Below are 21,167 nucleotides of genomic sequence, written 5' to 3' on the forward strand. Positions count from 1 at the left end.
CGGTGGGGCCGTGCACCCCACTCCGCCCTTCAACGCCCCCGCCGCGCGCCGACTTCGCGAGGCTCTGGGGATGGCGCCAGGTCATGTCGCGTACGGTCTCGCAGCTCAGTACGGCCTCCGGCTCCCACCGGAGACGGTGATCGCCTGGGAGCGGGGTACCGCGACGCCCACCGACCGCGAGCTGACGGCGCTCGCCGGTGTGCTGTGGTGCGCGCCGGGCGAGCTGCTCTCCGCCGCCTCCACCCTGCGGGAGCACCGGCTGACCCAGGGCCTCTCGGTCGAGGAGCTGGCCGGGCGGACGGGGCTCAGCGGCGCCTCGTACCAGCGGATGGAGGAGTCGAACCGCTGGCGCGGCAACGAACGGCAGTCCGCCGCCCTGTGCGAGGCACTGGAGCTGTCGGCCGCGCAGTTCCTGACCGCGAGCGGCCGGAACGAGGAACTGGCCGAGCTGCTGAACAGCGCGGTGACGACACGCTGGCAGGCCTATGTGCGCCCGGTCACCAAACTCGTACAGCTGGACCGGGTCCTGATCCAGAGCGTGCTGGAGCAGCTGCACGCCGACTACCAGGCGCTGATGGTGTCGACCCTGAGCTGGAGCAGCGCGGACACGCAGCGCCCGGAGACGACGGGCGACTCGGGCCGCGCCTTCCTGGCCCGGATCGTCGAGCACTTCTGGCGCACGGCGGGCGTGTAGCCGCCCGGGGCCGTACCGGTCCGAGCCCGGTCCCAGGTCCGAAGGACCGACTCGGCCTCGTACATCCGGTCCAGGTCGGAAGGACCGACTCGGCCTCGTACATGGTCCGGGTCAGAAGACCGACTCGGCCTCGTACATCCGGTCCGCCGGGACGGTCTTGAGCCGGGTCACCGCGTCGGCGAGCGGGACCATGGCGATGTCGTTGCCCCGCAGCGCCGTCATCCTGCCGAACTCGCCCCGGTGGACCGCCTCGACGGCGTTCCAGCCGAAGCGGGTCGCGAGCACCCGGTCGTACGCGGTCGGTGTGCCACCCCGCTGCACGTGTCCGAGGATGACCGGCCGGGCCTCCTTGCCGAGCCGGCGCTCCAGTTCGATGGCGAGGCGGTTGCCGATACCGGTGAAGCGCTCGTGGCCGAACTTGTCGATCTCGCCCTTGGCGTACGGCATGGAGCCCTCGGCCGGGTGCGCGCCCTCCGCCACACAGATCACGGCGAACTTCTTGCCGCGCGCGAAGCGTTCCTCGACCATCTTGACCAGGTCGTCGACCTGGAACGGACGCTCGGGCAGGCAGATCCCGTGCGCACCGCCCGCCATGCCGGACTCCAGCGCGATCCACCCCGCGTGCCGGCCCATCACCTCGACGACCATCACCCGCTGATGCGATTCGGCGGTCGTCTTGAGCCTGTCTATGGCTTCGGTGGCGACGCCCACGGCGGTGTCGAAGCCGAAGGTCCGGTCGGTGGCGGAGATGTCGTTGTCGATGGTCTTGGGCACACCGACGACGGGCATACCGGCGTCCGACAGCATCCGGGCGGCGGTCAGGGTACCCTCGCCGCCGATCGGGATGAGCGCGTCGATGTCGTAACGGCGGCTCAGCTCGTCGCAGTTCTCGGCGGCTTCCCTCAGCCGGTCGCGCTCCAGGCGGGCCGAGCCGAGGATGGTTCCGCCCCGGGCCAGGATGCCGCTGACCGCGTTGAGATCGAGGGGGCGGAAGTGGCCGTCGAGCAGGCCTTTGAACCCGTCCTCGAAGCCGATGACTTCATCGCCGTGACCCACGACCGCGCGGTGCACGACCGACCGGATCACTGCGTTCAGGCCGGGGCAGTCGCCGCCCGCCGTGAGAATTCCGATGCGCATCGTGCTGGGTCTCCTGCTCGCTAGCCGTACATGCGGAGGGCTCCTCGAAGAGACCCCCGTACCGTGAGCCACCTCGATTGTCCCACGCCGGCCGCACCCCCCGCGCTTTCGGCTGCGCCGGCGGAAGAACCGGTCGGGGTTCCCCGAAGGACACCGGACAGGCTTTCCGGCTGCCGGCGGACCCCCCGGAACGGGCCCGGGAGCGGCCTCCGGCCGGGGCCCTCTCCGGCGGGCGTCCACGCCGCCCCCGCAGGTATCGTCAAGTGCAATGCAAGCCAATGACACCCCTTTCGGGATATCAGCACCCCCACCGGACGAGTCGGCCGATCAGAACGGGAGAGCACGCGTGGCGCGCAGCGTGTACGTGACGGGAATCGACCGGGGGGACGGCCGCCAGGTCGTCGACCTGGGCGTCATGGAGCTACTGACGCGTCAGGTGGACCGGGTCGGAGTCTTCCGGCCGCTGGTGCACGACGGCCCCGACCGGCTGTTCGAACTGCTGCGGGCCCGCTACCGGCTCACCCAGGACCCCGCGAGCGTCTACGGCCTGGACTACCACGAGGCGTCCGCGGTTCAGGCGGAGCAGGGCACCGACGAACTGGTCTCCCTGCTCGTCGAGCGCTTCCACCGCGTGGCCCGGCAGTACGAGGTGGTGCTGGTCCTGGGCTCCGACTTCGCCGCCACACAGCTCCCGGACGAGCTGGCGCTGAACGCCCGGCTGGCCAACGAGTTCGGCGCCTCCGTGATCGCGGTGGTCGGCGGCAAGGGCCAGCCCCCCGAGTCCGTACGGTCCGAGACCGGCAACGCCTACCGCGCGTACGCGGGCCTCGGCTGCGACGTCCTCTCGGTGATCGTGAACCGGGTGGCCCCCGAGGACCGCGAGAAGCTCGCCGAGCGGCTCTCGGCCCGGCTGCCCGTCCCCTGCTCGGTCCTCCCGGACGACCCGGCGCTCTCCGCTCCCACCATCGCCCAGATCACCGCGGCGCTCGACGGCACGGTGCTCCTCGGCGACGACGCGGGTCTGTCCCGGGACGCCCTGGACTTCGTCTTCGGCGGAGCCATGCTGCCGAACGTACTGAACGCGCTGACCCCGGGCTGCATGGTGGTCACCCCAGGGGACCGCGCGGACCTCGTGATCGGCGCGCTGGCCGCGCACAGCGCGGGCACCCCGCCCATCGCGGGACTGCTGCTCACGCTGGACGAACGGCCGGGCGAGGAGATCCTGCGGCTCGCCGCCCGCCTCGCGCCCGGTACCCCGGTCGTCGCGGTGTCCGGCGGGTCCTTCCCCACCGCGGCCGAGCTCTTCACGCTCGAGGGCAAGCTGAACGCGGCGACGCCCCGCAAGGCGGAGACCGCGCTCGGCCTCTTCGAGCGCCATGTGGACACCGCCGCCCTGCTGGACCGGCTCTCCGTGGCGCGAAGCGGCCGGGTCACGCCGATGATGTTCGAACACGACCTGCTGGAGCAGGCACGTGCCAAGCGTCGCCGGGTCGTCCTGCCCGAGGGCACCGAGGAACGGGTGCTGCGCGCCGCCGACGTACTGCTGCGGCGCGACGTCTGCGAGCTGACGCTCCTCGGCGACGTCGACGTGATCCGCAAGAAGACCGCGGCCCTGGGCATCGATCTGGCCGGAGTCCAGCTGATCGACCCGCAGACCTCCGAACTGCGCCAGCCCTTCGCCGAGCGGTACGCGCAGCTGCGGGCGCACCGGGGAGTCACGGTGGAGCTCGCGTACGACGTCGTCTCGGACGTGAACTACTTCGGCACGCTGATGGTCCAGGAAGGCCTGGCCGACGGCATGGTCTCCGGCTCCGTGCACTCCACCGCGGCGACGATCCGTCCCGCCTTCGAGATCATCAAGACCAAGCCGGACGCCTCGATCGTCTCGTCCGTCTTCTTCATGTGCCTCGCCGACAAGGTCCTCGTGTACGGCGACTGCGCCGTCAACCCGGATCCGGACGCGGAACAGCTCGCGGACATCGCCGTGCAGTCGGCCGTCACCGCCGCCCGGTTCGGGGTGGAGCCCAGGATCGCGATGCTGTCGTACTCGACGGGCACCTCGGGAACGGGCGCGGACGTCGACAAGGTACGGGAGGCGACGGAGCGGGTACGCGCGGCCCGGCCGGACCTGCGGATCGAGGGCCCGATCCAGTACGACGCGGCCGTCGAGCCGTCCGTCGCGGCGACGAAACTGCCCGGTTCGGAGGTGGCGGGACAGGCCACGGTGCTGATCTTCCCCGACCTCAACACCGGCAACAACACCTACAAGGCCGTGCAGCGCTCGGCGGGCGCCGTGGCCGTCGGCCCGGTACTCCAGGGGCTGCGCAAGCCGGTCAACGACCTGTCCCGCGGCGCTCTCGTCCAGGACATCGTCAACACCGTGGCCATCACCGCGATCCAGGCGCAGGGCGAGGAGCGAACCGTATGACCGACCCGACGAGTGAAGGTACGACCACCGTGGCAGCCGTACACCCCCATCGCGTCCTCGTGCTCAACTCCGGCTCCTCGTCGGTGAAGTACCAGCTCCTCGACATGCGCGACCACTCCCGGCTCGCCACCGGACTGGTCGAGCGGATCGGCGAGGAGACCTCCCGGCTCACCCACACGCTCCAGCCCGGCAGCGGCGCCGAGCCGCGGACACGCACCGGCCGCATCGCCGACCACGACGAGGCCCTCAAGGCGGCGGCCGGGGAGCTGGCCGCCGACGGGTTCGGCCTGGACTCCCCCGAGCTGACGGCGATCGGCCACCGGGTGGTGCACGGCGGACTCCGGTTCACCGAGCCCACCGTGATCACGGACGAGGTGCTGACGGAGATCGAGCGGCTCGTCCCGGTCGCCCCGCTCCACAACCCGGCGAACATCACCGGCATCCGGACGGCGCGCGCGCTGCGCCCCGACCTGCCGCAGGTCGCGGTCTTCGACACGGCGTTCCACACCACGATGCCGGAGAGCGCGGCGCGGTACGCGATCGACGTCGAGACGGCCGACGCGCACCGCATCCGCCGCTACGGCTTCCACGGCACCTCGCACGCGTACGTCTCCCGCAGGACCGCGGAGCTGCTGGGCCGCCCTCCGCAGGACATCAACGTGATCGTCCTGCATCTGGGCAACGGCGCTTCGGCGTCCGCGGTGGCGGGCGGCCGGTGTGTGGACACCTCGATGGGACTGACCCCCTTGGAGGGGCTGGTCATGGGTACGCGTTCAGGAGACATCGATCCTGCCGTGGTCTTCCACCTGGAGCGGGTGGCGGGGATGTCCACGGACGAGATCGACGTCCTGCTGAACAGGAAGAGCGGTCTCGTCGGGCTCTGCGGCGACAACGACATGCGGGAGATCCGACGCCGGGTCGACGAGGGCGACGAGCGGGCCGCGCTCGCGTTCGACATCTACATCCACCGGCTGAAGAAGTACATCGGCGCCTATTCGGCGGTCCTCGGGCGGGTGGACGCCGTGGTGTTCACGGCGGGTGTCGGGGAGAACTCGGCCCCGGTGCGGGAGGCTGCCATCGCCGGCCTGGCGGAACTCGGGCCGGTGGTGGACGGGGACCTCAACGCCGTGCACTCCCGCGAACCCCGGCTGATCTCGCCGGATCACGCGCGAGTGGCGGTCGCCGTGGTGCCGACGGACGAGGAACTGGAGATCGCCGACCAGACTTTCGCGCTCGTCGGAGAGGGTGACCCGCTCGTCGGAGAGGTCGACAACTGAGCACCCCCGCGCCCCTTTGTATCTTCCACCAGACGGAATATTCCGCAACGAAACAAACCGATAGGATCCGCCTCATGCGCCGTTCCAAAATCGTCTGCACCCTCGGTCCCGCCGTCGACTCCCATGAGCAGCTCGTCGCTCTGATCGAGGCCGGCATGAGCGTGGCCCGTTTCAACTTCAGTCACGGCACCCATGAGGAGCACCAGGGCCGATACGACCGGGTCCGCCAGGCCGCCGCCGAGACGGGCCGCGCGGTCGGCGTGCTCGCCGACCTCCAGGGCCCGAAGATCCGCCTGGCGAAGTTCGCCGAGGGGCCCGTCGAGCTGGTCCGCGGGGACGAGTTCACGATCACCTCCGAGGACGTCGCGGGCGACAAGTCGATCTGCGGCACGACCTACAAGGGTCTGCCCGGCGACGTCGTCAAGGGCGACCCGATCCTGATCAACGACGGCAACGTCGAGCTCAAGGTCGTCGCGGTCGAGGGCCCCCGGGTCCGGACCATCGTCATCGAGGGCGGTGTCATCTCCGACCACAAGGGCATCAACCTGCCCGGCGCGGCCGTGAACGTACCCGCCCTGTCCGAGAAGGACGTCGACGACCTGCGCTTCGCCCTCCGGATGGGCTGCGACCTCGTGGCCCTGTCCTTCGTCCGGGACGCCGAGGACGTCAAGGACGTCCACAAGGTGATGGACGAGGAGGGCCGCCGGGTCCCCGTCATCGCCAAGGTGGAGAAGCCGCAGGCCGTCGAACACATGGAGGGCGTCGTCGCCGCCTTCGACGGTGTGATGGTGGCCCGTGGCGACCTGGCCGTCGAGTACCCGCTCGAAAAGGTCCCGATGGTGCAGAAGCGCCTCATCGAGCTGTGCCGCCGCAACGCCAAGCCGGTGATCGTGGCGACCCAGATGATGGAGTCGATGATCACCAACTCGCGCCCGACGCGCGCCGAGGCGTCCGACGTCGCCAACGCGATCCTGGACGGGGCCGACGCGGTCATGCTGTCCGCCGAGTCCAGTGTGGGCGCGTACCCGATCGAGACGGTCAAGACGATGTCGAAGATCGTCGTCGCCGCCGAGGAGGAGCTCCTCTCCAAGGGCCTCCAGCCGCTGGTGCCGGGCAAGAAGCCCCGTACGCAGGGCGGCTCGGTCGCCCGCGCCGCCTGCGAGATCGCGGACTTCCTGGACGGCAAGGCACTGGTCGCCTTCACCAAGTCCGGTGACACGGCCCGCCGGCTGTCCCGCTACCGCGTCTCGCAGCCGATCCTCGCCTTCACCACGGAGGAGGCGACCCGTAACCAGCTCGCGCTGAGCTGGGGCGTCGAGTCCCACGTCGTCCCGCACGTGGACAACACCGACGCCATGGTCGACCTCGTGGACGCGGAGCTGCTGAAGCTGAACCGCTACAACGACGGCGACACGATGGTCATCACCGCCGGCTCGCCCCCCGGCGTCCCCGGCACCACGAACATGGTCCGGGTGCACCACCTGGCCGGGGTCGTCGACCGCGACTGACGCGTCCGACGACACGTACGGCCGTGGGCCGCACCCCTTCCGACGGAACGGGGCGCCGCCCACGGCCGTTCGTGCTTACCAGTGGTCGGTCGGCAGCTCGACCGGGTCCGCCGGCGCCGGCACGGTGCCCTTGCCGTCGACGTACAGGGCAGGCGTCCCCGAGCGTGGCCCGGCGGGTAACAACATGATCAACAAGTGGTTCTTTTTGTCCTCCGCTGGGACCGCGCGCACCCTTGGCGAAGACTATTCGATCTCCATTTGATCTTCACTTGCCTAGCGGTGCCCCCAGATGAAGGCCACGGCCATTGAAGGCCTGACCGGCACCGACCAGCAGCTCCGAGACGTCGTCGGTGACATCGGCTGGATCGGCTTCGGCCCCCTCGGCCAGGCCAGCAGCGCCGACGAGGAAGCCGGCAGCGCCTACGCCGACGCGACCACGGCCCGTACCAACGGCCTCAACGCCGCCAAAAGGCCCTGTCGCGAATCGGCCTGGCCCAGCGACGACATGCAGTTCCAAGCGCCGGTGTTCGGCGAGGGCGTCAGCACCTTCACCCTCGTCACCCAGAAGGAACTCGCCGGGTGTGGGCCGTACCCCTCGCGCGAGGGGTACGGCCCACACCCGTACCTTGCGGCTCCCGAACGGGTCCGTGCCGGCTAGCTGTTGCCACCGGTGAAGTAGTTCGACAGTCCGGGCACCCGGAGCGAACCGCCGAACTGGCCCGCCTGCGTCACCTTCACCTTGGTGAAGAAGGCGAAGGGTACGTTCAGCGGCGGCGGGGTCTGCGGGCTGAAGGTGACCGGGATGAGGCCGAAGAGGTTGCCCTTCAGCTCCTCGGTGTACATCGTCACCTCGCCGTTGCGGATCGTGGACGTGGAGCCCTTGTCCGACGTGACGTGACCGGTCGTGCCGGCCGGTCCCACCGTCAGCTGGTGGAGGTCCTTGATGTCGATGGAGCTCGCGGTGAACTTCAGCACCTTCTTGATGCTGCCGTCCGACCGCTTCACCTCGACGATGCCCTTGTAGTCGAGCCCGTTGAGCGTGAGCATCGTCGACTCCAGGACCCACGGCTCGTTCGGGAGCAGCGGGATGCCCTGCTCCAGGTCGGCCGCGGCGAGTGCCTCGGGATCGGGGGTCGGACACGGGAAGCGCTCCTTGGCGCCGTCCGGGATGTCCTCGTCCTTCACCGGGTCCAGGCCCTTGACGTCCTCGTCGAGCTCCTCGACCTGCTTGCCCGCCCGGTCCGCCGCGTCGCGGATGGCGTCGGCGGTCCTGTCGACCGGGTCCTTCGCCTCGTCGGCCGTGTCCGCCGGGGTGGTGGGAGCGGTCTTCTCCGGTGCGGTCTCCGCAGGGGCGGGCGACTCGGTGGTGGGAGCCGGGGACGGGCTCGCCGTCTCCTTGTCCGGTCCGTCGAAGAGGTCCTTGAGCGCGTCACCGACACCGAGCGGGTCGAACGGGTTCTTCGTCGCGGTGGGCTCGGGTGTCGCGGTCGGCGTCGCCGCGGGCTTGTCCTGCGCCGTGGTGGCGGGCGCTGTCGAGCTCGCCGAGGGCTCGGGCGCGGCCGGTCCGGTCGCGTCCGGCTTCCCTGCCGGTTCGGTGGCGCCGGCGCTCGGCGTGGTGCTCGCCGTGGCACTCGGGGTCGGCGTCGCCGTGGGCTCCGGCTCCTGCGACTCGGCCGGCTCGTCGGAGCGGGTGACACAGGGCCCCGGCGCGAAGGGGATGTCCGAGGTGTCGTCGGCCATCGCGAGCTTGGGGGTGAGCCCCATACCGACGAAGACCGCCGTGGGCATCGCGGCGAGCGCGAAGGCCTTGCCCGCGGGTATCTGCAGCTTCGTCAGCAGCGACTTCCTCGGGGCCGCGTGGCGCGGCCCCCTCCGCTCACGGAGGTCGTCGCCGGTGACGGTGTTCATCGGCTGTCCGTCGTCACCCCGCACGATGCCCCCCGCCGTCGGCGTCAACTGCCGTGTCGTACGGGGCCGGCTGCTGCTGAGGTACTGCCGCCCCGTGGAACGCCTCTTCCTCCGAAGGTGCGGCCTGCGACCGCTTCTGAGGTACGTCCTCGCGGTACGGGTCCCCGTCCGCCGCCGGCTCGCCCGGCGCCCAGGAGATGGACAGCGCGCCGCCCAGCATCGAGAGCAGGAAGCCGATCAGGAACCCGCCGATGTTGGCGACGGGTATGGAGACCAGCGCGAGCAGGATCGCCGCGACACCGGCGAACACCCGCACGATCTGGTGGAACCACATCGTCAGACCCAGCGTGATCAGCAGGATCCCGATGATCAGGGATCCGGCGCCGGCGGTGGTGGACATCGCCAGCGTCATGTTGCCGAGTTGGAGATCGGCGTAAGGGAAGTAGGCGATGGGTACACCGCCCACGATGGTGAACAGGCCCGCCCAGAACGGCCGGTTACCCCGCCAGGTGCGGAATCCCCGCCGGAAGACGGTGAGGTGGTGCTCGTTCTGCCCTGTGGACTCGGGGCTCATGGAAAACAGCTCCCTGGAACCGGTACTGCTGTGAGAAGAGAAGGGGTGGGGTGGGCGGCCGGAGGCCCTCAGGGAGCGTTCCGGCCACCCGGGCGAGTGCTTAGAAGCACTCCTTGACGCCCTTGTGCAGCTTCAGGCTCAGGTTGCTGAGCCGGAAGGTGCCGGCCGTGGTCGCCCAGGCCGTCTGCTCCACGTTGGTCAGGGTGGCCTTCTTCGCGCGCTGCGCGAAGCCGCCCTTCTTGACCGCCTCTTCCGTGCCGGGCTGGATGCCGGGGGCTCCGAGCGAGCCGGCGCCGACGCCGATGTCGATCTGCTCGAAGTACGCGTCCGCGTCGAGCTGGGCGATGTCCAGGTACAGGTTGGTCGCCCTGACCGGCTTCTCCGGGTCGGTACCGGCGTTCAGCTCCAGGCTGACGCTGCCGAGACCGAAGGGCAGGTTCGGCGTGACCACCGACTGGCACATGTTGGTGATGGTGGCCTTGCTGAAGCCGGACACCGCGACCGGGTGCGCCTGCGTCTTCTTGCCCTCGATGTCCGTGCCGACAGCGACGCTGCCGTACTGGACGAAGTCCTCACCGACGAGCTTGTCCGTGCTGACCTTGAAGCTCTGGCCGGACACGGCGAAGGACGCCGCCAGCGCACCCTGCGCGAGACCGACACCCACCGCTGCGGTCGCGACGACGCTCGGCACCATGACCAGAGCGAAACGCTTCCATCTCGTCCCACCGCGGATTTGGGAACTCATATTTTTCCTCCTTCTCGGACGTACATCTCCGGTCGGGCTCGTGCCCGCCTGGGAGGGGAGAAGTGCTACGTCCTCGGGAAGGAGAGCGCCCGGACCGGAGGCGTGTACCGCTTCCGGATCACCGGCGATCACCCCCGAGCGACAACCACTGGTCACGCTTCTGCGCAACCGGTTCGGACAGGCCCTGCCGTACGGCAGGAACCCCCCTGTCCGCGATCGGCGCCACTGCCGCCGACCACCCGGTGGGGACCCAAGGGCCGCTGGGCCCCGACTGGCGGTGGGGCTGGCGGTATTGGACCGAGCCTGGCCGATCGTGGTGCATTCACGCCCGCGATACAAGGGGGGTCGTTACCCGCTGGTAACGGGCCGATAACCGAGCTGCGACGGGGCGACACCGACCGGCCACACAGGGTGGCGCCGAACGGACACCGGAATCGGAAGAATGGGGACCTTGGAGGACAGATCCCAGGATGCGACTTACTGCGAGTAACAGTCCGCATCTTTGTCAAGATTTGGCAAAGCGGAGGAGGGTCTCTTATCGCCCCGAACGCGAAAACGGCCGTGGCGCCCGAGGGCGACACGGCCGTGTTGTCATGTCAGAACAAGACGCGAGCGAGGGCCGTACGCGCGGCGGCGACCCTGGGGTCGTCGGGGCCGATGACCTCGAACAGTTCCAGGAGGCGGAGCCGTGCGGCGTCCCGGTCGTCACCGAAGGTACGGCGGACGGTCTCCACGAGACGGCCGAACGCGTCCTCGACGTGTCCTCCCACGAGGTCCAGGTCGGCGGCGGCCATCTGCGTCGCGAGGTCGTCCGGCTTCTCGGCGGCGTCCTTGCGCACCTGCTGCGGGTCCATCTTCTGGACGCGCCCCAGCAGTTCCGCCTGAGCGAGGCCGAGCTTGGCCTCGACGTTGACCGGGTCGTCGGCGAGCACGTTCTTGTACGCCTGGACGGCGCCGCCGAAGTCGTTGGCGTCCAGCGCCTGGGCCGCCGCCTCCAGCAGTGCGTCGTACGGGCCCGCGGGCACCTCGGCCGGCATCTGCCCCGCCTCGCCCTGCGCCTCGGCGTCGACGACGATCCCGGTGAGGCCGAAGCGCTCCTCGCCGACCTGGATCAGCTGATCGAGCGTCTCGCGGATCTGGGCCTCGGGGGCCGCGCCCTGGAAGAGCGGGAGTGCCTGCCCGGCCACGACGGCGAAGACCGCCGGGATGCTCTGGATGGCGAACTGCTGCATCAGCATCTGGTTGGCGTCGACGTCGACCTTGGCCAGCACGAAGCGGCCGTTGTACTCGACGGCCAGGCGCTCCAGGAGCGGGCCGAGCTGCTTGCACGGCTGGCACCACTCCGCCCAGAAGTCGATGACGACGGGAACCTCGGTGGAGCGGGTCAGCACATCGCGCTCGAAGCCCGCCTCGTCGACGTCGATCACAAGGGAGCCGGGGGCCGCGGCAGCGCCGCCGCCCTGCCGGGAGGCGTCGGCACGGGCCTGCTCGGCCTTGGCCTTGGCCTCACTGGCCGCTTTTACGGCGCCGAGGTCGACGACGCCGCTCATGGACATGTTCCTAGGCTGCATACGTACATCCTCCCCCCTGGACCGGCTGTTCCGTGAAGCGATACGGGAACCGGCCCCGTCCGCAGCCTCCGCCGGTGTGCGTGGCGTGCGGACAGACACGGTTCCGGGGCTACGGAATGCCCCTGTTCTCGGTGCCGGGTCCCCACCCGGCTCCTGTGGCTGTCGATCGGTCGTCGCGCGAGGCCGGTGATGACCTTCGTCCTTACGCTACGACCCGTAGCGTAACTGCCGGAGCCCGCTCCCGGACAGGTGGCCCCGGTGATCTCTCTCACGGCCACCGGGCACGGCCGGCCGTACTTACTGACGGGTATGGTCGCGGGATGCTGAGCCACAGCCACCCCGAACCCGCCCGAACCGGGCGTCCGCGCAGTGCCGCGGCGGACGAGGCGATCCTGGAGGCGACCCGTGCGTCCCTCGTGGATCTCGGCTGGTCCAAGCTGACGATGGGGGACGTGGCCCTGCGCGCGGGAGTCGCCAAGACGACGCTCTACCGGCGCTGGGCGGGCAAGAACGAGCTGGTGGTCGATGCCGTCGCGGTCCTCTTCGACGAACTGGAACTCCCCGACCTGGGCAGCCTGTCGGCCGACATACAGGGAGTGGTGCTCCAGTTCGCGGCGCTGCTGGAGCGGCCGGAGACCAGGACCGCGCTGATGGCGGTGGTCGCGGAGTCGACGCGCGACGAGGCGCTGCGGACCCGGATCCGGAATTCGATCGTGGAACGCCAGAAGCGTCTGGTGCTGCTGGGGCGGGAGCGGGCCGAGCAGCGCGGGGAACTGCCCGCGGAGCCGGACGCGGACACGGCGGCGCGCACCGCGGACCTGATCTTCGATGTGATCGCCGGGGCCGTGGTGCACCGGGCACTGGTGAGCGCCGAACCCGTCGATGCCGTCTGGGCCCGGCGCTTCACCGTGCTGCTGCTCGCGGGGCTGGGGGCAGCCGCGTCGGAGCGGATGGATCAGATGGAACGGATGGACCGGCCGGCTCAGAAGCCGGGCGGCTCCGTGTAGGTGCCCCACTCCTCGCGCAGGACGCCGCAGATCTCGCCGAGGGTCGCCTCGGCCCGTACGGCCTCCAGCATCGGCACGATCATGTTCGAGCCGTCGCGCGCGGCGGCCAGCATCGCCTCCAGCGCGTCCCGGACCCGGGTGTCGTCCCGGGCGGCCTTACGGCTGACGAGCTCCCGCACCTGCTCCCGCTCGACCTCGTGGCTGACGCGGAGGATCTCCAGGTCACCGGTGACGGAGCCGAGCGCGGTGTTGACGCCGACGACCTTCTTGTCGCCCTTCTCCAGCGAGCGCTGGTACACGAAGGCGGACTCGGCGATCTCGCCGGTGAACCAGCCGTCCTCGATGCCGCGCAGGATGCCGGAGGTCATCGGCCCGATCGGGTGCTTGCCGTCCGGGTGGGCCCGGGTGCCGCGCTCCCTGATCTGGTCGAAGATCTTCTCGGCCTCCGCCTCGATACGGTCGGTGAGCTGCTCGACGTACCAGGAGCCGCCCAGCGGGTCCGCGACGTTGGCGACGCCGGTCTCCTCCATCAGCACCTGCTGGGTGCGCAGGGCGATCTCGGCGGCCTGCTCGGAGGGGAGCGCGAGGGTCTCGTCGAGGGCGTTGGTGTGCAGCGAGTTGGTGCCGCCGAGGACGGCGGACAGGGCCTCGACCGCGGTCCTGACGACGTTGTTGTACGGCTGCTGGGCGGTGAGCGAGACACCGGCGGTCTGGGTGTGGAAGCGCAGCCACTGCGCCTTGTCGGTCTTCGCGCCGTACACCTCCTTCATCCAGCGGGCCCAGATCCGGCGGGCCGCGCGGAACTTGGCGATCTCCTCGAAGAAGTCGAGGTGCGCGTCGAAGAAGAAGGAGAGCCCGGGGGCGAAGGTGTCGACCTCCAGCCCGCGGGACAGGCCGAGCTCCACGTAACCGAAGCCGTCGGCGAGGGTGTACGCGAGCTCCTGCGCGGCCGTGGCTCCGGCCTCGCGGATGTGGTAGCCGGAGACCGAGAGCGGCTTGTACGCGGGGATGTCGCGGGCGCAGTGCTCCATCAGGTCGCCGATGAGGCGCAGATGGGGCTCGGGCTGGAAGAGCCACTCCTTCTGCGCGATGTACTCCTTGAAGATGTCGGTCTGGAGCGTGCCGTTGAGCACGGCCGGATCGACGCCCTGGCGCTCGGCGGCGACCAGGTACATGCAGAAGACGGGTACGGCGGGGCCGCTGATCGTCATCGACGTCGTGACGTCACCGAGCGGGATGTCCTTGAACAGGACCTCCATGTCGGCCGCGGAGTCGATGGCCACGCCGCAGTGCCCGACCTCGCCGAGCGCGCGGGGTTCGTCGGAGTCACGGCCCATGAGGGTCGGCATGTCGAAGGCGACACTGAGTCCGCCGCCGCCCGCGGCGAGGATCATCTTGTAGCGCTCGTTGGTCTGCTCCGCGTTGCCGAAGCCGGCGAACTGGCGGATGGTCCAGGTCCGGCCGCGGTAGCCGGTCGGGTGGAGTCCCCGGGTGAAGGGGTAATCGCCGGGCCAGCCGATCCGCTCGAACCCCTCGTACGTGTCGCCAGGGCGTGGCCCGTACGCGGGCTCCACCGGGTCTCCGGAGAGCGTGGTGAAGTCCGCGTCGCGCTTGCGGGCCTTGTCGTAACGGGCCTGCCAGCGTCGGCGGCCTTCCTCGATCGCGTCAGCGTCCATACCTCGAATTTACTAGGACGTCCTAGTAAATGTCGATGGCAAACCGCCCGGCGCTTTTCGCGCGGGGCGGTCGGGGGGTCAGGCCTCGGCGGTGACCGGCGCGGAGTCGGTGACCAGGGCGCGGGCCTCGCGGCTGACCTTCGGCTCGACGAAGAACGAGGCGAAGGGGATGCAGCCCGCGGCCAGCACCCACAGGAGCTTGCCGAAGGGCCACTTCGCCTTGGAGCCGAGATCGAAGGCGAAGACGACGTAGACGATGAACAGCACACCGTGGATCTGGGAGATCAGCATGGTGTCGCCGGTCCCGAATCCGTACTTCGCGATGATCGCCGCGGTGAAGACGAGCAGCCAGACGGCGGTGACGTAGGCCATCACCCGGTAGCGGGTGAGCACGTTCTGTTTCATGACCACGAGCGTAACGGGGCGACGGGGGCGATCTTCGCGCGGCCCCGGCCCTGCCCGGGGGGCCGCCCTGCCACCTCGGCTCACCCCTCGTCGAAGTCCTTGGCCGCCACCCGCAGCGGGCGCAGCATCGCGAAGACCTCGGCGCACTCCTCCGCGTCGTACACCCCGAGCCCGAAGTCCATGGCCATCAGGTCCCGGGTGGCCGCCTCGACGACCTCGCGGCCCTTGTCCGTGATGGAGGCGAGGGTTCCGCGGCCGTCGTTCGGGTTGGGCCGCTTGTCCACGAGACCGGACCTGACCAGCCGGTCCACGGTGTTCGTCACCGAGGTGGGGTGCACCATGAGGCGTTCGCCGATCTTGGACATCGGGAGTTCACCGGCCTGCGAGAACGTGAGCAGCACCAGCGCCTCGTAGCGCGCGAAGGTCAGCCCGTACGGCTTGACGGCGGCGTCGACCTCGGCCAGCAGGATCTGCTGCGCCCGCATGATCGAGGTGATCGCCCCCATCGAGGGCACGGGCCCCCAGCGGCGCCGCCAGAGTTCGTCGGCGCGGGCGATCGGATCGAAGGGAAGGCTGAGCGGCTTCGGCACGGCACGACCTTACCCACTGGTCACATGCCGGTCAGCCCTGTCTCGCACTTCGGTATCGGACTCTTGTTCGGAACCCGTCCCGGGGCGGTTCTGCGTACCTCGGCGATCAGCAGGAGGGTGCACGCGGTACCGATGGCGCCGGATGCCGCGACGACCTGACGTGCTGTGCGCACTCGACGAACCGGCCGGGACGAGCGCGCTGGCGCACCGGCTCTCGCTCGCCCCCTCCTCCGTATCGGAACACCTGTCGGTGCTCCGGGCGGCCGGGCTGCTGACCTCGCGGCGCTACGGACACCAGGTGCTGTACGAGCGCACGCCCCTCGGGATCGCGCTGGCGGTGTCGGACCACCACTCAGGGTGACCGTTGTGTCACGATTGATCCCGCTTGTGTAACCGTTTCGTGCCATGCCCTTGCCTGCCCGTGTGCCACTGTCCGAGGGGGCTGGATGTCCGGCCGCAGAATCTTCCCCGCATTCACCGCAATCACCACCGTGGTTCTCGGCGCCGCCCTGGCGGCGGGCTGTTCCTCGCCCTCGTCCGGCACCCAGGAAGCGCCCACCGGTCCCCCGGTACGGGGCGAGGCCGCGCCGAGCGCCGCCGCCCCGTACTGGGTGGACCCGAACAGCGACGCCGCCCGCCAGGTCCGCGCCTGGGAGAAGCAGGGCCGCGCGGAGGACGCCGAGATCCTCCGGCGGATCTCCACCCGCCCGGTCGCGGACTGGCCGTCCGGGGAGGCGCCGGCCCCCGAGATCCGCTCGGCCGTCCGCAGCGCGGCCAAGACCCGTCAGAGCGTGCTGCTGGTCGCCTACAACATCCCGCACCGGGACTGCGGCGCGTACTCGGCGGGCGGCGCCGCCGACGCGGCTTCCTACCGCTCGTGGATCGGCGAGTTCGCCGCCGCCATCGGCAAGGCCCCGGCCACCGTCGTCCTGGAGCCCGACGCGCTCCCCCACATCGCGGACGGCTGCACCCCGGCGGAGAACCACGACGAGCGCTACATGCTCCTCTCGGAGGCCGTCGACACCCTCAAGAACCTGCCGCACACCAAGGTCTACCTCGACGCGGGCAATCCCGACTGGATCAACGACCCCGCCACGATGGCCGAACCGCTCAAGCGCGCCGGGATCGACCGGGCCGACGGCTTCGCGCTCAATTCCGCCAACTTCCAGACCAACGCCACGGTGCGGTCGTACGGAGCCAGGCTCTCCGCCCTGGTGGGCGGAGCCCACTTCGTGATCGACACCAGCCGCAACGGCAACGGCCCCCTGCCCGGGGACCGTGCCGAAGCCTGGTGCAACCCGCCCGGGCGGGCCCTGGGAACACCGCCGACCACCCGCACCGGCGACGACGGCCTCGACGCCTACCTGTGGATCAAGCGGCCCGGCGACTCGGACGGCACCTGCCGCGGCGGCCCCCCGGCGGGCACCTGGTGGCCGGACTACGCCCTGGGCCTGGCCGCACGCGCCAAGTCCTGAACAACCCTGCGGCCACCGTCGCCTCAGCCGACCTTGACCCACTTCGCCTCGGACGGCGTTCCGTCCGTGTCGGTGACGAAGAGCATGTACCAGCCGGGCGGTACCAGCGTGCTGTCGTCCGGCAGCTCCACCGTCACCGCGCCCTTCCCCCTCTTCAGACCCAGCTCGATCGAACGCTGTTCGACGTCGGTGGTGTGCGTGACGGCACTCGGCCGCATCAGCCGGGCGGTCGCGATCCTCGTGGGGTCGGCGACCTCGTACGTGGCGCTGCCTCCCCGTACGACGTCCTGCGGTCCGGCGCCGATCACCGGCCGCTCGCCCTTCCCGTGCAGCGAGGGGGGCGTGTAGATCTCCATGCGCTGCTCGAACTTGCCGAGCTTGGTGTTGTCCTTGTCGCCGTAGAGCGAGTCGGAACCGAAGGTCGCCACGCGGCCGTCGGGGAGCAGCAGCGCCTCGGAGTGGTAGTTGCGGCCGACGGTCGGTTCGGCCGCCTCCTGGAAGGCGTTGGTCTTCGGGTCGTAGAACTGCGCCTTGAGGATGTTGCTGGCGCCGCGCCCCCGGTAGTCCGTCGATCCCCCGCTGGTGAAGACCGTGTCGTCCGGCATGATCACGCTGTTCAGGTAGCGGGTGCCCTGCGGAAGGTCCGGCCCGTCCTCGAAGACGGGACTGTCGGCCTTCAGATCGATGATCGCGGTACGGGCGGTCGACTTCTTGGACTCGCCCACCCCGCCGCCACCGAGGATCATCACCTTCTGGTCCTGGGCCGGGGCCAGCATCAGGGAGGCCGCGGTCTCGGTCTCCTCGGTGTCCGTCAGCCCCTGGACCTCGGTGAAGGTGTTCGTCTTCAGGTCCCACACTCCCGGGGCCCGGCCCTTGTCCGCGGGCCCGTACCCGGCGTTGGCGCCCGGGTAGAAGAGCTTGCCGCCCTTGGTCAGGAAGAGCGCGGGGTACGTCGGGAAGTAGTGGAAGGGCCCCTTGGACCACTTCTTCGTCCTCGGGTCGTAGATCTCGTTGTCGCCGGGCAGGATCGCCCCCACGTCGTCGAGGCCGGAAACGGCGAGCACCTTGCCGTCCTCCAGGCCGACGAGCGTCGGATACCAGCGGGCCTCCTTCATCGGGTCGACGCGGATGTACTTCTCGGCCGTCGGATCGAATTCGTACGCCGCCCTGATCCCCTGGAAGTCCTGCTTGTCCATGGTGATCTTCTCGGCGAGGCCGTACGAGTTGCCGGCGGCCTTGCCCTTGAGGCCCTCGATCTCGTACTGGGCGGCCTCGGTGGTCACCGCCTGCGGTCCGTCCTTCAGCGACTCCACGAAGACCCGCGCCTCCGAGGCGGTCACCTTGGTCTTCCAGGGCTTCATCTGGCCGCTCTTGAAGTAGTCGACCTCGAACTCCCGCTTGGCCTTGGGCACCGTCACGTCGAACTGCGAGACGTACTCGACACCGGACGGCGAACGGAAGACGGTGCCCTTCCTGAGCGTGAGCGGCTTGTCGGGGTTCTCGTTCTTCACCCGCATCCCGCCGCCGGCCCGCTTCACCTTGTCGTCGAGGACCTCGTAGCGGGCGGTGCCGCCCGCGATCAGCAGCCGGCCGTCCGGGAGCGCCGCGTGGCCGCCGCAGAAGAAGTCCTCCGGCGTGGCGATCTTCTTGAAGACGTTCGTCCTCGGGTCCCACAGGATCGTGTCGAACGTGCCCTCGTCGAAGCTCTTCTCGTCATTGCCCGAGCCCGCGACGATGAGCACCTTGCCGGTGTGCAGCAGAGCCGCGTGAATGGCGTTCGTGCGGTACTCGTCCGGGATGTTCACCTGGTCCCAGGAGCCGTACCGGGCCTTGTAGGCGGGCTGGTCGATCTTGTAGGCGTGGTAGCGGTCCTCGGCGAAGGAAAGCGCGGCCGGGGCGTTGAGCCCGGCGAGCAGCACGATGGCACCGCCGCCCAGCAGCGTCTTCCTCATCCGTTTCGTGGGCGTGTACGCCATCCTCAGTTCCCTCCTGCGGTCGTGGTGGTGGTCGTGGCGGCGGCCGACGCCGAGGGCGCCGGTGACGCGGTGGCCGTCGTGGTCGTGGTGGTCGTGGTGGTGACGTAGGCGGACTCCGGCGGCTTCATCGGTACGGACACGACGCCGCGGGGCCGGCTACGGCGTTCCTGCCAGGTGGTCCACGACCAGACCACGACCGGTGACACGGAGATGGCGAGGGCGAGCACCGCCCAGGTGCGCATCGCCACGTGCGTGTGGCCCAGCTGCACGGAGGCGATGAGCGAGCTCAGCAGCACGACGGCCCAGAAGAGATGGATACGGAACGTGAGGAGCCGGTCGGGGCTGGCCTCGCCGCCCTTGGGGGTGACGACGAACCGGCCGTCGGTGCGCAGCACCGCCGAGCCGAGCGACTTCAGATAGATCGGCGCGGACAGCGCGGACATCGCCATGCCCGCCAGGCCGCCCGATCCCTCGGGTTCGTGCGGGGAGACGTTGTGGCGCCGGTTCCAGAGGTAGAGCCCGATCTGGAGGGCCGCGGCGTCGCTGTACAGCATCAGCCAGATCGAGGCCGCGACCTGGGTGCCGGAGGCCCCGAGCCAGAGGAACAGCACACAGCTCAGGACACCGAGCAGCCAGTTCACCGCGGTCATCGGGTAGTAGACGAGCATCAGCGTGTAGCTGAGGAGCCGGCCGGGCGGGACCCGGAACAGCGCCTTGCCGTACTGCCTGAACAGCGTCTCGTACGTCCCCCTCGACCAGCGGAGCTGCTGGGTGAAGAAGTCCGTCCAGGAGGCCGGTCCCTCGCCGACGGCCAGCACGTCCGGCGTGTAGACCGAGCGCCAGAACTTCCCGGTCAGCGGGTTGCGGCGGCGGTGGATCTCGAAGCCGGTCGCCATGTCCTCGGTGATCGAGTCGTACAGGCCGCCGACCTGGCGCAGTGCGGCGATGCGTACGACGTTGTTGGTTCCGACGAACATCGGGGCGCCGTAGCGGTTGCCCGCGCGCTGGATCAGCGCGTGGAAGAGGAACTGCTGGGACTCGGCGGCCTTGGTGACCGCCGAGTCGTAGTTCCCGTAGACCTGCGGTCCGACGACGAAGGCGATGTCGGGGTCCCGGAAGTAGCCCGTCATCCGCTCCAGGAAGTTGGGCATCGGCACATGGTCGGTGTCGACGGAGGCGAAGAAGTCGTAGCCGTCCCCGTGCATGGCGAGCCAGGCGTTGTAGTTGCCGTGCTTCGTCCGTGCCTTGTGGACGCCCTTCTTGCGGTTCCACTCGGGCACCCCGTTGCGGGTGAAGTGGTGCACGCCCAGTTCGGCGCAGAGCATCCGGGCCGCCGGGTCGTCGCCCTCGTCGAGCAGCCAGATGTCCAGCGGCCCGTCGTGGTGCATCCGCACGGCGCCCTGGAGCGTGGCCCTCACCATCGAGAGGGGTTCCTTGCCCGGCACGTACGTGGTGAGGAACGCGACCCTTGTACCGGGCTCCGGCCTGACGGGGACCGGGTCCCGGGCCACCAGTGTGGCGTGCGCCACCGAGACGACGTTGACCAGCATGAACAGCTCGATCAGGCCGATCGAGGTGAGCATCACCGCGTCGGCCCACACGAGCCAGCTCTCACCGTTCTCGCGCTCGGTCCAGTGCGTCGGCCAGACCAGGTACAGGAGCAGGGCGCCGGTGAGCACCGGGGCCAGCGTCATCAGGAGGACGGCTCTTATTCGGTGCTTCTCCGTCGACAGCAGACTCCGGTACCGCACCCGGTAGCCCGCCGCGTCCGGCTCCGTGAGCGGACCCGCGAGCCGGCTGTGGGTGTCGTAGTCGTAGCCCTCCGACCGCACCGTGCCTCCAAGTGTCGAACGGGTTGGTAGTCCCCACATGAAGGGACGCGCAACGGCGTGTCGACTCGGCAGGTCCGAGTGAGGGGTTTTGGAATCGGAACGCGAGAGACCCCCGGCCGTATGACGGCGGGGGCCTATCGGGTGAACGCGGAGGTGTGCGACGCGGACGGGGCGTCAGCCCGCCAGATGCCGTTCCACCGTCTCGACCTTGGACGTCAGACCGTCGGTGACGCCCGGACGGATGTCGGCCTTCAGTACCAGGGAGACGCGTCCGGCGCGTGCCTCGACCGCGGCGACGGCCCGCTTGAGGACGTCCATGACCTCGTCCCACTCACCTTCGATAGCAAAGCTTGGAGTACATAAA

Annotated in this window: 17 protein-coding genes and 2 pseudogenes; 8 read left to right on the forward strand and 11 right to left on the reverse strand. The window is 69.8% G+C overall.

The window, feature by feature from the left end; translation table 11 throughout:
- Positions 1–70: 70 nt before the first annotated feature.
- Positions 71–694 (forward strand): helix-turn-helix domain-containing protein, encoded by a 624-nt coding sequence (locus F0344_RS09660; RefSeq protein WP_185302600.1) that lies wholly within the window; start codon positions 71–73, stop codon positions 692–694.
- A gap of 111 nt (positions 695–805) precedes the next feature.
- On the opposite strand, the gene F0344_RS09665 is transcribed toward F0344_RS09660, so the two are convergent.
- Complete coding sequence (locus F0344_RS09665; protein ID WP_185298386.1) at positions 806–1,831, reverse strand: ATP-dependent 6-phosphofructokinase; 1,026 nt, start codon at positions 1,829–1,831, stop codon at positions 806–808.
- A gap of 346 nt (positions 1,832–2,177) precedes the next feature.
- Between F0344_RS09665 and pta the strand changes: the two genes are divergently transcribed.
- The 4 genes from pta to F0344_RS09685 all read left to right on the forward strand — a co-directional run bounded on the left by pta (position 2,178) and on the right by F0344_RS09685 (position 7,702).
- The gene (pta, locus tag F0344_RS09670) at positions 2,178–4,259 is read left to right on the forward strand and encodes a phosphate acetyltransferase (protein ID WP_185298387.1); all 2,082 of its coding nucleotides are present in this window, start codon (positions 2,178–2,180) and stop codon (positions 4,257–4,259) included.
- Positions 4,256–5,536, forward strand: a complete 1,281-nt coding sequence (locus tag F0344_RS09675; protein WP_185298388.1) for an acetate kinase — start codon at positions 4,256–4,258, stop codon at positions 5,534–5,536. The genes pta and F0344_RS09675 overlap by 4 nt, the downstream gene beginning before the upstream one ends.
- A 74-nt stretch (positions 5,537–5,610) precedes the next feature.
- Positions 5,611–7,044 carry a pyruvate kinase gene (gene pyk / locus F0344_RS09680; protein WP_185298389.1) on the forward strand — a complete coding sequence of 478 codons (1,434 nt, stop codon included), beginning with the start codon at positions 5,611–5,613 and terminating at the stop codon, positions 7,042–7,044.
- A 289-nt stretch (positions 7,045–7,333) separates the two neighbouring features.
- Positions 7,334–7,702, forward strand: a complete 369-nt coding sequence (locus tag F0344_RS09685) for a hypothetical protein (protein WP_185298390.1) — start codon at positions 7,334–7,336, stop codon at positions 7,700–7,702.
- On the opposite strand, the gene F0344_RS09690 is transcribed toward F0344_RS09685, so the two are convergent.
- The 4 genes from F0344_RS09690 to F0344_RS09705 all read right to left on the reverse strand — a co-directional run bounded on the left by F0344_RS09690 (position 7,699) and on the right by F0344_RS09705 (position 11,842).
- Positions 7,699–8,976, reverse strand: a complete 1,278-nt coding sequence (locus tag F0344_RS09690) for a hypothetical protein (RefSeq protein WP_185302601.1) — start codon at positions 8,974–8,976, stop codon at positions 7,699–7,701. The two genes, F0344_RS09685 and F0344_RS09690, sit on opposite strands and share 4 nt — an antisense overlap.
- Positions 8,966–9,526 carry a DUF6114 domain-containing protein gene (locus tag F0344_RS09695; RefSeq protein ID WP_185298391.1) on the reverse strand — a complete coding sequence of 187 codons (561 nt, stop codon included), beginning with the start codon at positions 9,524–9,526 and terminating at the stop codon, positions 8,966–8,968. The genes F0344_RS09690 and F0344_RS09695 overlap by 11 nt, the downstream gene beginning before the upstream one ends.
- 100 nt (positions 9,527–9,626) lie before the next feature.
- On the reverse strand, positions 9,627–10,271 hold the full coding sequence (locus F0344_RS09700; RefSeq protein WP_185298392.1) for a DUF6230 family protein: 645 nt from the start codon (positions 10,269–10,271) through the stop codon (positions 9,627–9,629).
- A gap of 596 nt (positions 10,272–10,867) precedes the next feature.
- A complete protein-coding gene (locus F0344_RS09705; protein ID WP_185298393.1) occupies positions 10,868–11,842 on the reverse strand; it encodes a tetratricopeptide repeat protein in 975 nt (324 codons plus the stop codon).
- Positions 11,843–12,162: 320 nt separating this feature from the next.
- Here F0344_RS09705 and F0344_RS09710 point away from each other — a divergent pair, with 320 nt between their 5' ends.
- Entirely contained in the window at positions 12,163–12,849 is a 687-nt protein-coding gene (locus tag F0344_RS09710; protein WP_185298394.1) for a TetR/AcrR family transcriptional regulator, read from the forward strand.
- On the opposite strand, the gene F0344_RS09715 is transcribed toward F0344_RS09710, so the two are convergent.
- The 3 genes from F0344_RS09715 to F0344_RS09725 all read right to left on the reverse strand — a co-directional run bounded on the left by F0344_RS09715 (position 12,825) and on the right by F0344_RS09725 (position 15,520).
- Positions 12,825–14,525, reverse strand: coding sequence for an acyl-CoA mutase large subunit family protein (locus tag F0344_RS09715; protein ID WP_185298395.1), 1,701 nt, complete (start codon positions 14,523–14,525; stop codon positions 12,825–12,827). The two genes, F0344_RS09710 and F0344_RS09715, sit on opposite strands and share 25 nt — an antisense overlap.
- 78 nt (positions 14,526–14,603) lie before the next feature.
- Positions 14,604–14,930 carry a DUF3817 domain-containing protein gene (locus F0344_RS09720; RefSeq protein WP_185298396.1) on the reverse strand — a complete coding sequence of 109 codons (327 nt, stop codon included), beginning with the start codon at positions 14,928–14,930 and terminating at the stop codon, positions 14,604–14,606.
- Positions 14,931–15,010: 80 nt separating this feature from the next.
- Positions 15,011–15,520: a MarR family winged helix-turn-helix transcriptional regulator gene (locus tag F0344_RS09725; protein WP_185298397.1), complete on the reverse strand. Its 510-nt coding sequence runs from the start codon at positions 15,518–15,520 to the stop codon at positions 15,011–15,013.
- Positions 15,521–15,671: 151 nt separating this feature from the next.
- On the opposite strand from F0344_RS09725, the pseudogene F0344_RS09730 reads away from it, so the two are divergent.
- Positions 15,672–15,881: pseudogene (locus F0344_RS09730) on the forward strand (ArsR/SmtB family transcription factor); the annotation flags it as partial.
- 85 nt (positions 15,882–15,966) lie between these two features.
- A complete protein-coding gene (locus tag F0344_RS09735; protein WP_185298398.1) occupies positions 15,967–16,995 on the forward strand; it encodes a glycoside hydrolase family 6 protein in 1,029 nt (342 codons plus the stop codon).
- A 23-nt stretch (positions 16,996–17,018) separates the two neighbouring features.
- Here F0344_RS09735 and F0344_RS09740 read toward each other — a convergent pair whose 3' ends face one another.
- From F0344_RS09740 to F0344_RS09750, 3 genes and pseudogenes are all read right to left on the reverse strand, one after another.
- Positions 17,019–18,971, reverse strand: a complete 1,953-nt coding sequence (locus F0344_RS09740; RefSeq protein WP_185298399.1) for a kelch motif-containing protein — start codon at positions 18,969–18,971, stop codon at positions 17,019–17,021.
- A gap of 2 nt (positions 18,972–18,973) precedes the next feature.
- Positions 18,974–20,842, reverse strand: a complete 1,869-nt coding sequence (locus tag F0344_RS09745) for a glycosyltransferase family 2 protein (RefSeq protein ID WP_258049809.1) — start codon at positions 20,840–20,842, stop codon at positions 18,974–18,976.
- Positions 20,843–20,977: 135 nt separating this feature from the next.
- A pseudogene (locus F0344_RS09750) lies at positions 20,978–21,148 on the reverse strand (thiamine-binding protein); the annotation flags it as partial.
- Positions 21,149–21,167: the final 19 nt, after the last annotated feature.

It is taken from the genome of Streptomyces finlayi (assembly GCF_014216315.1).
In the GTDB taxonomy this organism is placed as follows: Bacteria; Actinomycetota; Actinomycetes; order Streptomycetales; family Streptomycetaceae; genus Streptomyces; species Streptomyces finlayi_A.

What these genes read in the sequence shown, in the direction of transcription:
- F0344_RS09665 (WP_185298386.1), bottom strand. Translation starts at nt 1,831, where the DNA reads ATGCGCATCGGAATTCTCACGGCGGGCGGCGACTGCCCCGGCCTGAAC.
- F0344_RS09685 (WP_185298390.1), top strand. Translation starts at nt 7,334, where the DNA reads ATGAAGGCCACGGCCATTGAAGGCCTGACCGGCACCGACCAGCAGCTC.
- F0344_RS09715 (WP_185298395.1), bottom strand. Translation starts at nt 14,525, where the DNA reads ATGGACGCTGACGCGATCGAGGAAGGCCGCCGACGCTGGCAGGCCCGT.
- F0344_RS09745 (WP_258049809.1), bottom strand. Translation starts at nt 20,842, where the DNA reads ATGTGGGGACTACCAACCCGTTCGACACTTGGAGGCACGGTGCGGTCG.
- pyk (WP_185298389.1), top strand. Translation starts at nt 5,611, where the DNA reads ATGCGCCGTTCCAAAATCGTCTGCACCCTCGGTCCCGCCGTCGACTCC.
- F0344_RS09720 (WP_185298396.1), bottom strand. Translation starts at nt 14,930, where the DNA reads ATGAAACAGAACGTGCTCACCCGCTACCGGGTGATGGCCTACGTCACC.
- F0344_RS09735 (WP_185298398.1), top strand. Translation starts at nt 15,967, where the DNA reads ATGTCCGGCCGCAGAATCTTCCCCGCATTCACCGCAATCACCACCGTG.
- F0344_RS09660 (WP_185302600.1), top strand. Translation starts at nt 71, where the DNA reads ATGGCGCCAGGTCATGTCGCGTACGGTCTCGCAGCTCAGTACGGCCTC.
- F0344_RS09705 (WP_185298393.1), bottom strand. Translation starts at nt 11,842, where the DNA reads ATGCAGCCTAGGAACATGTCCATGAGCGGCGTCGTCGACCTCGGCGCC.
- F0344_RS09710 (WP_185298394.1), top strand. Translation starts at nt 12,163, where the DNA reads ATGCTGAGCCACAGCCACCCCGAACCCGCCCGAACCGGGCGTCCGCGC.
- F0344_RS09740 (WP_185298399.1), bottom strand. Translation starts at nt 18,971, where the DNA reads ATGGCGTACACGCCCACGAAACGGATGAGGAAGACGCTGCTGGGCGGC.
- F0344_RS09675 (WP_185298388.1), top strand. Translation starts at nt 4,256, where the DNA reads ATGACCGACCCGACGAGTGAAGGTACGACCACCGTGGCAGCCGTACAC.
- F0344_RS09700 (WP_185298392.1), bottom strand. Translation starts at nt 10,271, where the DNA reads ATGAGTTCCCAAATCCGCGGTGGGACGAGATGGAAGCGTTTCGCTCTG.
- F0344_RS09695 (WP_185298391.1), bottom strand. Translation starts at nt 9,526, where the DNA reads ATGAGCCCCGAGTCCACAGGGCAGAACGAGCACCACCTCACCGTCTTC.